At 38.8% G+C, this 13,833-nt stretch carries 11 protein-coding genes; 7 read left to right on the forward strand and 4 right to left on the reverse strand.

Annotated features, from left to right (window positions below; all coding sequences use genetic code 11):
* Positions 1 to 35: 35 nt before the first annotated feature.
* Positions 36 to 1,031: a hypothetical protein gene (locus C8P64_RS09160; protein ID WP_108171768.1), complete on the reverse strand. Its 996-nt coding sequence runs from the start codon at positions 1,029 to 1,031 to the stop codon at positions 36 to 38.
* Positions 1,032 to 1,237: 206 nt separating this feature from the next.
* On the opposite strand from C8P64_RS09160, the gene C8P64_RS09165 reads away from it, so the two are divergent.
* Complete coding sequence (locus C8P64_RS09165) at positions 1,238 to 2,998, forward strand: mechanosensitive ion channel family protein (protein ID WP_108171769.1); 1,761 nt, start codon at positions 1,238 to 1,240, stop codon at positions 2,996 to 2,998.
* A gap of 88 nt (positions 2,999 to 3,086) precedes the next feature.
* Complete coding sequence (locus tag C8P64_RS09170) at positions 3,087 to 4,133, forward strand: mechanosensitive ion channel family protein (protein ID WP_108171770.1); 1,047 nt, start codon at positions 3,087 to 3,089, stop codon at positions 4,131 to 4,133.
* Here the strand turns inward: C8P64_RS09170 and C8P64_RS09175 are convergent.
* A complete protein-coding gene (locus C8P64_RS09175) occupies positions 4,130 to 5,926 on the reverse strand; it encodes a glycoside hydrolase family 15 protein (protein ID WP_108171771.1) in 1,797 nt (598 codons plus the stop codon). The genes C8P64_RS09170 and C8P64_RS09175 overlap by 4 nt on opposite strands.
* 95 nt (positions 5,927 to 6,021) lie before the next feature.
* Here C8P64_RS09175 and C8P64_RS09180 point away from each other — a divergent pair, with 95 nt between their 5' ends.
* The 4 genes from C8P64_RS09180 (at position 6,022) to C8P64_RS09195 (ending at position 10,961) form a co-directional block, all read left to right on the forward strand.
* Positions 6,022 to 8,235 (forward strand): bifunctional alpha,alpha-trehalose-phosphate synthase (UDP-forming)/trehalose-phosphatase, encoded by a 2,214-nt coding sequence (locus tag C8P64_RS09180; RefSeq protein WP_108171772.1) that lies wholly within the window; start codon positions 6,022 to 6,024, stop codon positions 8,233 to 8,235.
* A gap of 138 nt (positions 8,236 to 8,373) precedes the next feature.
* Positions 8,374 to 8,658 (forward strand): YtxH domain-containing protein, encoded by a 285-nt coding sequence (locus C8P64_RS09185; RefSeq protein WP_245889686.1) that lies wholly within the window; start codon positions 8,374 to 8,376, stop codon positions 8,656 to 8,658.
* A gap of 107 nt (positions 8,659 to 8,765) precedes the next feature.
* The gene (locus C8P64_RS09190) at positions 8,766 to 10,118 is read left to right on the forward strand and encodes a M28 family metallopeptidase (protein ID WP_108171774.1); all 1,353 of its coding nucleotides are present in this window, start codon (positions 8,766 to 8,768) and stop codon (positions 10,116 to 10,118) included.
* A 15-nt stretch (positions 10,119 to 10,133) separates the two neighbouring features.
* A complete protein-coding gene (locus tag C8P64_RS09195; RefSeq protein WP_108171775.1) occupies positions 10,134 to 10,961 on the forward strand; it encodes a dienelactone hydrolase family protein in 828 nt (275 codons plus the stop codon).
* A gap of 29 nt (positions 10,962 to 10,990) precedes the next feature.
* Here C8P64_RS09195 and C8P64_RS09200 read toward each other — a convergent pair whose 3' ends face one another.
* Complete coding sequence (locus C8P64_RS09200) at positions 10,991 to 11,956, reverse strand: App1 family protein (RefSeq protein WP_108171776.1); 966 nt, start codon at positions 11,954 to 11,956, stop codon at positions 10,991 to 10,993.
* Between the two features lie 71 nt (positions 11,957 to 12,027).
* On the opposite strand from C8P64_RS09200, the gene C8P64_RS09205 reads away from it, so the two are divergent.
* A complete protein-coding gene (locus C8P64_RS09205; RefSeq protein WP_108171777.1) occupies positions 12,028 to 12,900 on the forward strand; it encodes a diacylglycerol/lipid kinase family protein in 873 nt (290 codons plus the stop codon).
* 12 nt (positions 12,901 to 12,912) lie between these two features.
* On the opposite strand, the gene C8P64_RS09210 is transcribed toward C8P64_RS09205, so the two are convergent.
* Entirely contained in the window at positions 12,913 to 13,833 is a 921-nt protein-coding gene (locus tag C8P64_RS09210) for a GyrI-like domain-containing protein (protein WP_108171778.1), read from the reverse strand.

Below are 13,833 nucleotides of genomic sequence, written 5' to 3' on the forward strand. Positions count from 1 at the left end.
TGTAAAGGTGGCTTTTTCTTTTATAAAATTATATCTTAATTCTCTGGCCAGGAAGCCCAGTTACTACAATGCCCAGCATTATCGGTAGCCTGCACTTCAGTATACGTACCTCCAACATACCCTGCATTCATTACTGCTCTAGGTGAAAAATGAAATTTGCCATTAGAATCAGTTCTAAAAAGCTTGCCAAAATGAGCCTGGCTTAATCCATGACCTGCTTCATGTAGCGCAATACTTTCAATATCGACCGTATTCCCATCGTTCCAGGTGAAATTTTCGTTATAATATATTTCCCTCCAGGCAACATCAAACTTACCGTTATTATCAAGGTCTATCGGATTTCCTTGTTCATCTGTAAATTGAATAGTGAAAGTTACGCCAATTACAGAATTGGAGCCTCCCCCTGGACCAAAAATTAGTTCTATATCAAAAAATTCTGCTGGTAACCAGCCGGAATGAACCACATCACCAAAATAGTCATAACTACCACCCAGATCCTGATCGATTAAACCAATATCGTAGACTAGCTTTGCAACATATCCTGAGGACAATTGACCCTCTGGAGTGAATTCAAAAAGTCCTAATTCAGAGCAGGTTAAATCATCCCATGTTGCCATTGCCCTTTGAATAGCATTTGTCGAAATTTCTAATGAGATATCAGTGGTAGGTCTTGTTTCATCAATATAATATGAAATATCTGGAGTTCCATCTAATGGATCAAAAGGAAGGAAATCAAAAGACAGCTGCTTTTTTCCTCTATTATTGAAAAATACTGTGTTTCCAATTTTTCCACTTTCAGAACTTGTGATATACTCTGCCATGGCCAATCTTACGAATTTCTGATTAGGTTTTTGTGTGGTTTGAGCCTTAGTTCTGTTAGTGACTTCATAAACTGGAAAATCAACATCTACAAAAATAGGTTTAACATTTAATTCCTGGGGATTAAGATCTCCTTGGTCAACTTCAGAATCCTTATTACAGGAAACCAGGACAAGCGCCAGAATTAACAATTTCAGACTGATAGTTCTCATAATTTTATAATTAGTGGTTAATAAAGTCTTAAATATAAGTCATATATCCCAATAAGCTGAATATCATAACCTTACAATAGAATCTTTTTTAGTTAAAATTTTTAGATTTATAAATAAAAATTAAATGTCGCCGGTCATACTTCAGATCGTCTGCTTATTATTAATTTCATAAATTGAATATCAAACCGACCTAACTAGCTGATAATATGCTGAAGATCATTATTCAAATAATGCTGTTCATTTTTTCATGCTCTGGCTTTGCTCAGTCAAATTCTGTTCAGCAAAAAGACACGGTAGGTCAATCTGAAGACCAGAAACTACCTTCTAAAGAATTTGTTGTCCAGGATAGCTCTGCCCTGGGAGAAAATTACCTGGAATCTTATGATGAAGCATACTACCTTAGTGACCGATGGAACAAGGGAATAGGCTTCCCTCCGGAAAAATTCAATCTTCAAACTCCGCAGGCAGCTCTGGAACATTTTGTTGTAAATGCCCGTAATGAAAATTTTGAAGCTGCTGCCTACGCAATGAATTTTAATTTACTGCCAGAGAATCTAACGATCTCCGAAGCAGCTATCATTGCTGAAAAATTAAATTTTATAATCAATCAAAGAGTTCCAATACCATGGGGAGAACTTTCAGACAGACCTGATGGGCAGATAGACATAAGCACTTCAACCAATAAAGCAGTTGCTGGAAAACCCAGAAGAAGTATCGATTTTGGAAAAGTTGATATGGATAATAGAGATGTAGTCTTTAGGTTACAGCGAATAAAATTTAAAGAACGTAGTCCAATATGGCTTATTTCAGGCCAAACGGTAGAAAACACCGAACAGCTTTATGATATTTATGGCCCCAGAAAACTAGAAAAGCTTATTCCTAAATGGATAAGTTTTCAAATCTTCGACGTCCCCGTTTGGAAACTGATTGGCACCTTCATCCTTATTCTTTTAGCGTTCCTTATTGCAAAACTTACTTCCTATCTCATCATTAAAATTTTTTCAGGCACAGACAGGTATTGGATAAAGAACATCGCGAACCGCCTGGCCTCCCCTACCGGTGGTGCCGTTGGAATGCTCGCGTTCTATATACTTCTCAATAACCTAATATCATTTTCAGGGCCACTGGCACAGGGTTTCTATTCAATACTTTTAATTCTTCTAATCGTTGTATTTACCTGGCTCATCATGCGCCTTATCGATTATGTGATGGACTTTTTTGCAGTTCATAAGATTGGAGATATAAATGACGAAGAAAATGAAGAATCTAAAAGGATGCTTACCTATGTATCTGTAGGCCGTAGAATATTCATCTTCATCGTTTTCATCGCTGGTGGATCTATCATCCTCTCCCAGTTCCCCGGTCTTCAAAAACTGGGTATATCTCTTATGGCTTCCGCAGGTATCGCTACTGTAATCATAGGTATAGCAGCACAAGGCACCCTTGGAAATATTATTGCAGGAGTACAGATTGCCCTCACCAAACCTGTAAGAATTGGTGACTCGGTGATTATCAAAGATCATTTTGGTTATGTAGAAGACCTCACTTTTACTTACATGATCTTAAAAACCTGGGACCTTAGAAGGGTAGTTATTCCTTTAAAAACAGTGATCTCCGAAAGTTTTGAAAATCTATCCATGACCAATTCGCAAACTATAGGGGTAGTAGAAGTGTATGCAGATCACCGAATTGATGTTGAAAAGGTTAGGACTAAATTTGAAGAACTGGTAAAAAATTCAGATAAGTGGGATGGAGATGAGGAGAAAGCGCCTGTAGTGCAGGTGACAGAAATGGATAGTAAATCCATTAAGATCAGGTGTCTCTGCAGCGCAAAAGACTTTCTAACCACCTGGGATCTTCATTGCGAATTACGAGAAAAAATTGTCAGTTATATTGCTGAGCTCGAGGACGGTTTTTATCTAACCAAGGAGCGGGTTGAATTAGAAGATAAAAAGAAACCGGAATAGCGTGCGAAAACCTTTTAGGTTAAACCAGGACGTCAATTCCCTCGCTTAGAGTATATAGTATAACTTTAAAGCATAAACTCATTTAAGTATGCTAGCGATTGAACAAAACATGACCACTTACCTCATCATTGGAATCTTAATTCTTATTATCAGTTTTGCCCTCGCCTTTTATATTCTTAGGAAAGTTGGGAAGGATCCTCGAAATATACTCCCGGTTAATTTCGCGCATAAGATTCGTATTCCATTACTTATATTCCTGGCAAGTCTTTTAGCACAGATCGCCGTTATTAGTGATATTTTCATTTTTGAGACTACAAATACAATCGTAGGCCATGTGAGCGTGATTGGAATTATACTAAGCATTGCCTGGTTCCTGATATTACTGTTTAAAGTGGTAAAGAAAAGGATGTTGAAGAAATATGATGTTGGCAGTTCAGATAATCTGAAGGCAAGAAAGGTCTATACGCAGTATATGATCCTTGAGAATATTGTCATCTTTATCATTGTGATCCTGGCCATAGGTATTGCTCTTATGAGTTTTGAAAGTATCAGGTCTATAGGGGTTAGTGTACTTACCTCTGCCGGGATAGCCGGTATCATTATTGGTCTGGCCGCCCAAAAAGCTATAGGAACTTTGCTGGCCGGGATCCAGATCGCCATTACCCAGCCTATTCGTCTGGACGATGTAGTGATCGTAGAAGGTGAATGGGGCTGGATAGAAGAGATCAATCTTACCTACGTGGTGGTGAGGGTCTGGGATAAACGAAGGCTCGTGGTGCCTACGACCTATTTCATTGAAAAAACATTTCAGAACTGGACCCGTAACTCTGCTGATATTCTTGGAACCGTATTTCTTTATGTGGATTATGAACTACCGGTCGATGCTATAAGAAAAGAGCAAACAAGACTTCTGAATTCCACCGATCTCTGGGATGGAAAAGTTGATGTGCTTCAGGTAACCAATACCACCGAAAAATCGGTTGAATTGAGGGTATTGGTAAGCGCTAAAAATTCACCCACAGCCTGGGATCTTAGAGTTTACCTCAGGGAAAAACTACTAGATTTTATCCAGAAGAATTATCCCGAGTCCTTACCCAAAGCACGGATTTCCATTAATAAAGAGCCTGAAGATTAGTCATGGAACATCATGCCTTCTGTAGCAATTCCCTTGCTAAAGTTGGCCGCAGTTTCGATCAAGGCTAAATGCGAATAAGCCTGCGGGAAATTCCCCAGCAGTCTTTTGGTCTTGAAATCTATATCTTCACTAAACAAGCCAAGGTGATTACTGTAGGATAAAAGCTGGTCAAACATATCTTTAGCTTTCTTCTTTTCACCTATTTTGTAAAGACTATCAATAAGCCAGAAGGTACAAATAGTAAAAGAAGATGTTGGTTTTCCAAAATCGTCATTATTCTTGTACCTGTACATAAGGCCATCCTCGCATAATTCTCTTTCCGTAGCCTGAACTGTGCTAACAAATCTTGAATCGTCTGCTTCAATAAACCCATAAGGCTGCATCAATAAGGTCGAGGCATCCAGGTCTGAAGACCCATAATATTGTACGTAAGCCTGTTTTTCTTCATTCCAGCCATTATTATAGATATCTTCATAGATCTCTTCCCTAAGGGCTTTCCAGTGCGTATCGTTAATACCCATTCTTAGCACCTCTCCTATTTTGATCGCCCTGTCTATGGCCACCCAACAAAGAAGTTTTGAAAATACGAAGTGACGGTCTTCTGTTCTAAGTTCCCAGATTCCTTTATCTGGTTTTTTCCAATTCTCTTCAACGATCATTACGATACCTCGCACAACCGTCCACAAAGCCTCTGAATTTTCTAAAGAGGTCTCAAACATTAAGAATTGCTGATAGATCACCTCCATTAGAATTCCGTAAATATCATTTTGCTTCTGAATGTAGGCAGCATTCCCGGTTCTTACGGGATGCGATCCTTTATAACCGGAAAGATGATTCAGGATATGTTCTGTTAACTCCTTTTCACCATTGATGCCATACATGATCTGTATCTTCTCATCCTTATTGGGGATGATATCTATGATAAACTGAAGAAAATCCTTGGCAGATTTAATATGCCCGAGTCCGGCCATAACCTTGATCACCATGGAAGCATCTCTAATCCAGCAAAAACGATAATCCCAGTTACGCTCCTCTCCTATGGTTTCTGGTAAGGAAGTCGTGGCCGCAGCCAGTACGGCTCCAGATTTTTTATAGCTCAGGGCTTTAAGTACAAGCGCACTTCGCATGATCTCATTTCCGTAATGTGTATATCTGGTGGTCTTATCGCTCCAGTTCATCCAGTAAACCTTGGTTCTCTGGAATTTAAGATAAGATCTATCCAGGGTCTGCTCTACCAGTTTTTCATGATACCCAACCAGGCAATATTGATTGCCTTCTAGAGTAACCTCTTTCTGGTCCAGGATATCCTGCAGGTTAAAACTTGAGTAGAAATAAGCAGAGTCATATTTACCTTCCTTGGTGAAGCTTTTTATATACTCGCCTTTATGCTCATTATAGGTCTTTTCCTTTGCAAAATCCAGTTTAGGGTCGTACTTAATGGTAAACTTTGGTTTACCGCTAATAAGTCTGAAAAACCTTATAATATCTGGCGGAGCATAATACGAACCATCTTCCCTCGGATATCTAGGCATAAAATCTATCAGCTGAAAAGAATCTGTACCATTATCAAAAACAGTACTTAAAATATTGGTTTCCCAAAGGTATTCCTGTTTAATCGTATATTCATCATCAATAAGTATCTCAAAACTACCGCCTATCTTCTCATCGAGAATTTTAGCGAACATAGCTGAAGAGTCAAAATTGGGCATACAACACCAGTCCAGAGAGCCCGTTTTTGAAATTAAAGCAGCGCTTTTACAATTACTTATTATACCATAGTCGAGGTTATCCATAAATCTAAAAATTCTTATAAATCAATTGCTGTCTGAAATGATTTTCGGAAATTTAATAAAAATCAAATTCGTCACAACAGCATTTACATATTATTATGAGTAAAACGATCATTATTTCCAACCGATTACCACTGCAAATTTCAATTGAAAATGGTAAACTGGATGTCACTCCAAGTGTGGGTGGACTCGCAACCGGTTTAAAATCATTTCATAAGGATGGGGATAGTGTCTGGATAGGCTGGCCCGGTCTTACTGAAGAAGAAATTCCAGAGGATCTCAAAGAAGATGTTCAGAAAAAAGCCAGGGAAGAGAATTGTGTAGCTCTTCATTTAACTTCAGATGAAATTGATGGTTTCTACTACGGTTTTAGTAATCGTACCATCTGGCCTCTTTTCCATTATTTTATGGAATACACCGAATCTGACGATGAATACTGGAGATCCTATAAACAGGTGAATCAGAAATATGCCGATGAGATCCTGAAGCATTATGAAGATGGTGACGTCATCTGGGTACATGATTATCAATTACTATTGGTTCCTAATATGATAAGGGAACAAAGACCTGAAGCTGTTATTGGCTTTTTCAATCATATCCCTTTTCCGTCTTACGAGGTGTTCAGAACCCTACCATGGAGAGATGAAGTTCTCAAAGGAGTACTAGGTGCAGACCTTATTGGATTCCACACCTATGATTATGAGCGTCACTTTTTAAGTTCGGTGAGTCGTATTTTGAGGCATCAGGTAGATTTCAACGAGATCACTCTTCCAGACAGGATCGTAAAAGTGGATTCGTTCCCTATGGGAATAGATTACAAGAAATTTGAACAGGCGGCACTGGATCATTTTGAAAGTACCACGGCAGATCAGTCTGAATTGCAAAGAAGACTGGACCATCATCTTGAAGCTACCCCAGATGCTAAAATGATCTTGAGTATAGACAGGCTTGATTATACCAAGGGAATTGCTCACCGTATAAGAGCTTATGAATATTTCCTGGATAAGAACCCGGAATATATTGAAAAGGTGAGGCTGGTCATGTTAGCGGTTCCATCACGATCCAATGTCCCACAATATAGAAGACTTAAAAGAGAGATTGATGAACTTGTTGGTAGGATCAATGGTAAGTTCTCTACCGTAAGCTGGACTCCTATCTGGTATTTTTATCGCTCCATGCCTTTCAATAACCTTATAGACCTTTATACTACCTGTGATATTGCCCTGCTCACCCCTATTCGTGATGGAATGAATCTGGTGGCCAAAGAATATATCGCTACACGAACAAATCATACCGGAGTTCTTATTTTAAGCGAAATGGCGGGTGCGGCACACGAAATGAACGAGGCCCTTATCATTAATCCGAATAATTTCGAGCAGGTTTCAGAAGCTCTTAAAACGGCTTTTGAAATGCCGAAAGAAGAACAGATCGAACGAAATAAAATGCTTCAAAAGAGGCTTAGAAGATACAGCGTTGAAAAATGGGCGAATGATTTCATGAAAGCCCTTAGGGCCACCAAAGAGAATCGTGATTCATTTAAGTCTATCAGGATCACTCCAGATATTTCTGAAGATATCATGGAACAATTCAGAAAAGCGAAAAGAAGGATCCTCTTTATAGATTATGATGGCACATTGGTGAATTTTGTAGATAAACCCGAAAATGCACGTCCAGACCAGGAATTAAAAGAATTAATAAGATCACTTAATGCTGAAGAGAATACAGATGTCATCTTAATTAGTGGTAGAGACAAGCATACGCTAGGCAGCTGGTGGAAAGATGTTCCGGTGGAACTTATTTCTGAACACGGGGTTTGGATGAGACAGATAGATGGTGAATGGGAACTTTCTGAAAATGTAAAGAACGAATGGATGGATGCGGTAAGACCTGTGATCGAAAACTTCGTAGACAGGACTCCCGGTACATTCATCGAAGAAAAGAACTATTCCCTGGCCTGGCACTATAGAAAAGCAGATCCTGAATTAGGAGAGATAAGAGCCAACGAATTAAGTACGGTACTCAAAGAATTGATCTCCAACCGCGGCCTTAGCGTTCTGGAAGGAAATAAGGTTCTCGAGATAAAGAGTAGTGATGTGAATAAAGGAAAGGCATCCTCCAAAAAGCTAATTGGAAAGAACTATGATTTCATCTTTGCGATTGGTGATGATTGGACAGATGAATATATGTTCCAGGAATTGCCTGAATCTTCATATACGGTTAAAGTAGGTATCAAAAAAACCAGCGCCAGATATTACGTGGAAGGTACGCCGAAGGTTAGAAGTTTACTGGAAAAATTCAGGGATAACCTGTAGAGAAATTCCAATGTTAAATTAATTAGCAATTAACCTGAAAGTTTAATTATACATTAACTCATAGACTATGGTATCGACCTGTTTTCTACTTAATTTTACCATATGAATTTAAATCAAACCAATTTAAAACCAAATACTATGAAATCAGGAAAGTTGTTATTAGGATTAGTTTCCGGAGCAGTTGCAGGAGCAGTTGTGGGACTTTTATATGCACCTAAAAAAGGAAAAGATACGCGTAAAGCTATCACTGAAAAAGGAGATGATTACATCAAAGGCGCAAATAAAAGCATTCACGACTTTACAGATTCAATAAATCATAAAGTTGAAGCTCTTAAAGCTAGAACGAAAGCTAATTTGGCAAGCTCAAAATCTGAAGAGAAAATTAACCAGGCCAAAGCAGAATTGCATGATGTGGCAAGTTAATTTGTAGGAAATAATATATTTCTAAGCCCCGGGGAGTCTTCCTCGGGGCTTTCTTTTTTTAAATCTTCAAAACTTCTGTATTTTAGAAGGCTCATAAAAAGAAAAACATGAAATTATCCCCTCGAAAGATCTTAACCTTTATTGCCCTAAGCGGACTAACCTTTTATTCGAATGCCCAGGAAACCGATCAACGATTATATGAAATCATAGATGAAGTATCGGCAGACAGCATTGAACACGATATTAGAAAACTGGCTGGTTTTGGCACGAGAAACACCTTTAGTGATACCGTTTCTGATACCAGAGGCATCGGTGCCGCCAGAAGATGGATAAAATCTGAATTCGAGAACATTTCTTCTAAATGTGATAATTGCCTGGATGTATTTTATCAAAAGGATTATGTAACCCCAGAAGATGGCGAACGCATCCCTAAGGAAGCCTGGGTGGTAAACGTGGTCGCTATTCAAAAAGGAACTAAATATCCCAATCGCTACGTCATCATGAGTGGTGATATAGATTCCAGGGCAAGTAATACTATGGATTTCACTACAGATGCTCCTGGCGCCAATGATAATGCCAGTGGAATGGCCGGTACAATTGAGGCTGCCCGTGTATTGTCTAAATACGATTTTGAAAGCAGTATCATTTATGTAGGCCTGTCTGGTGAGGAACAGGGGCTTTTTGGTGGTAAAGGTCTTGCTGAATATGCAAAGAAGAATAACTGGGATGTTATTGGAATTCTGAATAACGATATGATCGGGAATATTGAAGGTGTTGACGGAGTTATCGATAATAGAAGTTTCAGAATCTTTTCTGAACCCATCCCTCCTACCGAAACTGAGCGTGAAAGAAGAATGAGAAGGTTTTATGGTGGCGAAGTTGATGGTATTTCCAGACAATTGGCCAGATATATTCATGATCATGTAGAAACCTATATGCCAGAAATGAACCCTATGATGATCTATCGTCTGGACAGGTTTGGCCGAGGAGGTCATCACAGGCCTTTTAATGACCTTGGTTTCGCCGGAGTCAGAATTATGGAGGCACATGAGAACTACAACCGTCAGCACCAGGATATACGCACTGAGAACGGAATTAAGTACGGCGATGTGGTAGAAGGTGTGAATTTTGACTACGCAAAGAAATTAACTGCGGTAAATGCTATTAATCTAGCCAGCCTGGCCTGGGCTCCACCCGCGCCGGCCAAAGTGGAAATTGGAGGAATTGTTGAGCCCAGTACAAAATTAAGATGGGATGCTGTAGAAGGAGATGTTGCTGGTTTTAAGATATACTGGAGAGATACTACCGCGCCGCAATGGCAAAATTCCAGGTTCGTTGGAAATGTTACTGAATTTACCTTAGAAGGAATTGTAATAGATAACTATTTGTTTGGAGTTGCCGCTGTAGGTAAAAATGGCCATGAAAGTCTGGTTGTTTTTCCTTCAGGTACCTTTAGATAGAAAACAACCAATATTATGAAATACTTTAGATCTGGGATCGTCCTAATGCTCTTTGCTGCTTTACTATTTTCATGTAAGAATAAGAGCGAAAAGAGTGAGATGAGTAGTGAAAATTCTGAGACAGGTGAACTTTCTAGTTCATCCAGACATCATGAATGGGTAACTCTTTCCCATGGTAATCGCGAGTTTCAGGCATTCGTAGTTTATCCTGAGGTAAAGGAAAAAGCGAAACCCGTGATCGTTATTCATGAGAACCGGGGACTTAATGACTGGGCCAGGCTATTCGCTGATATACTTGCAGAAAAAGGTTACCTCGTAATCGCGCCAGATCTTATTTCGAATACAGTAGAAGGAAAAAAGAAAACTACAGATTTTGAAAATCCTGATGCAGCAAGGGAAGCGATCTATGACCTGGATAAAGATCAGGTGACGGCAGATCTGAATGCAGCATATGAATACATTAAAAATGATCCTGCTTCTACCGGTGAGGTAGCCGTTGTTGGTTTCTGCTGGGGAGGTTCCCAGACCTTCAGGTATGCCACCAGTAATCCTGATATAACTTCGGCGCATGTATTTTATGGGACTGCACCAAAAGATGAAGAAGTATTCTCAAATATCAACGCACCCGTTTACGGATATTATGGAGGAAACGACAACAGGGTCAACTCAACTATTGAGGAAACTGAAAAGTATATGAAAGCAGCCGGAAAAACATACGAGTACGAGATCTATGATAATGCGGGTCATGCTTTTATGAGAAGCGGTCACCAACCTGAAGGTGAGCCGGGAAACAAAAAAGCTCATGACCAGGCCTGGGAAAGATTATTGAAAAACTTGAAGTAATTCTGTAAGCGAATATTAAAGAAAAGAGATCAGATTATTTTTTCTCTTTCAGAATGATGGATGGCTTTTTCACTATCCCTGAAATAACAGGTACTTACATCCATTGTCTCGAGATTCGATAAAACTTTCTGCACCTTCCCATTTTGCTTGCTGGTAGTTTGCCGTATATAAACCGCCTTGATATTCATGGGAAAGGTTTTACAGATTCTCTCATATAAATAGGGATCATGCTGCGAATCATCACCCATAAGCACATATTTAAGGTTGGGATAGAATGAAATAATATCCTTGATCTTAATGAATTTATGATCGTGGTTCCCCCTGCCGGTACTTACAAAATCGCGCAATCCCGTTTTGATCTTTTTAAGCTTAATTACTGCCTTTGGAAGTTCATGCATATCGGCGAATTCAGATATGAAATCATATAAATTCCATTCGCTACTGGAAACATAGAAAAAGGAGTTGGTCGCCTCTTTACTATTCTGTCCAGCCTGACTAAGCCGGGTATAGTGCTTCACCACATCGTCAAAAACCTTTCTTTTATTGATGTTTTTGGAAAGCATCACGTAAAGCTTTTTAAAAAGGCTATTACTATGGGAAATCAGGAAAGTATCATCTATATCTGAAATTATGGCCAGTTTGCTGGGATATGGTTTTAAAAGCTCTCCCTTTTCTATCATCCCAAACTCATACATCTTGCAGGTCACTTCATATTCATGCCAGCCTGGCTCTAGAGGAGTATTATACGGAATAGTAAATCTAAAATAGCCATCTTTCTGGGTCTTCGTAGTTACATCCAGATCCCTGAATTTTAACCTGACCTTAAAATTTTCCAGAGGTTTGATCCTGAATTTATGAAGGATAGCGTGGGCATGCTTGATACCTTTCTTTTCAATACTGAATTTATCTGGTGCCCAGGATTCAAATAAATGCCCGAAAACTACGAGTTCTTCATCATTCACATATCCACGGTACAACTTAAGGTCTAGTTTCAAAATATTGGCCTTTTTTTAAAATTCCTTCAATCCAAAATACTTAATTTTAGGCGTTTCATAAAGATTACAGAATGAATTTTAAGGAAGTTTTATTGATTGTAAATCCTATTGCGGGGCACACAGATAAAAAAAAGATCATCTCCACGGTTCACGATCATTTAGAACAAATAAAGGCTGGTTATCATTTATACATGACCACCGGAGAAAATGATAAGGATAAAATTCAATCAGAGATAGAGGACCATAATATAGACCGGGTGCTGGTTGCCGGTGGTGATGGTACCATTAATCTAGTTGCTGAAGCCATCAAGGATTATGACCTTACTCTGGGCATTATTCCCTCTGGATCTGCTAATGGTCTTGCGGTGAATTTTGATCTGCCAGAAGAACTGGACTCACAAATCGAGGTTGCCCTGGGTGAAAATTACAAGGATATCGATCTGCTTTGTTTGAATGATATCATCTGTCTGCATATGAGTGATCTTGGCATAAATGCAGAACTCATCAGGAATTATGAGAACTCTTCTTTCAGAGGGAAATTTGGCTATTTGATACAGTCCATTCCTACCCTCATCCAAAGTGAATATCCTTTCGATTTTCTTATCGAGACAGAAGATTTTTTTCAGGAAGCAAAGGCCGTATTACTTGGTTTCGCTAATGTCAAAAAATATGGCACCGGTGCGAATGTAAATCCCAATGGTATTCCCGATGATGGCATTTTCGAGATCCTTATCTTTAAAAAACTAAGCTTAGGTGAAATACTCAAGACCCTTAGAAATGAAACCGATCTTGATCCAGATTTTGTAGAGATCATTCCCGCGAAAAAAGCAAAGATCACCTGTAGAAAACCAGTATCCTTTCAGATAGATGGTGAGTATATCGGCAAGAAAACTGAGATAAATATTAAAATACTTCCTCAAAAATTAAGGCTGGCAATTCCTTAGCCGGAGATAAAACTATTCAGCAACAGGTAAATAAATTTCTGCTACCCAGTTCATATGGTCACTATCGATCTTTGGATTGTCATGGTAAATTTCCATAGGTCCTTCTTCTACTTCGATACCACGATCCTGAGCCATATAGACCAGGTCGAACCAGCTAACATGTGAAAGCCGATAATTACCATTAAATACAAGTTTTAGCGCCTTTTGAGAAGGATATTTCTTAAGGCTGATTTTACCGGTTTCTTCCAACTTACTTATATCCTCTACCGGAAAACAAAAGTCAAAATCTACGAGATCCTTTTCCCTGTTCCATTTAGTAACCTTCAAAAATGGAAAGCCATTTAGGTTGATCTTATTCCTAAGCACATAATTTTCCAATAATGAAATTGTACTCATCATTTCAGTAGCTTTCCCGGTAAGCGGTATATTTTTAGAAGTACTGCAAATACATTCCAATTCAGGAGTTTCTACGACAGACTTTTCAGGAGTTATTTTATATTGATTTTGATGCTCTATTAATGATCTTTTAAAAGAAAGCACTTGTTCTTTAAGTGTATCGATATATACGCTTTCCTGAAAAGGATTTACGATATCTATACGATTAGCTAATTTATTTTTCTGAGATAACACATTTAGAGTGATCGCAGTAGCACTATCATTGATTCTTTCCAACTCCCATTTAAACTCAATTGAGTTGGTGCTGTCTAATTTTATTCGTTGGGTAAGTGAATTAAAGTCACTTCTATCCGTTATCTCTATTTCTTTTGAATTCCCATTTGCATCAAGGGTTTTCCATTCCGACAGCTCATAAGAAACAGCGCCAGGGCCAAACCTGGCTGTAGTTTCGAATTGATAATCATATTTTTTAATAAAAAGATACCAGCCAAGACCGGCAACACAAAGTGCCAGAACTACGATTAAAATTTTCTTCAT

This window comes from Christiangramia gaetbulicola (assembly GCF_003054225.1).
Lineage (GTDB): Bacteria > Bacteroidota > Bacteroidia > Flavobacteriales > Flavobacteriaceae > Christiangramia > Christiangramia gaetbulicola.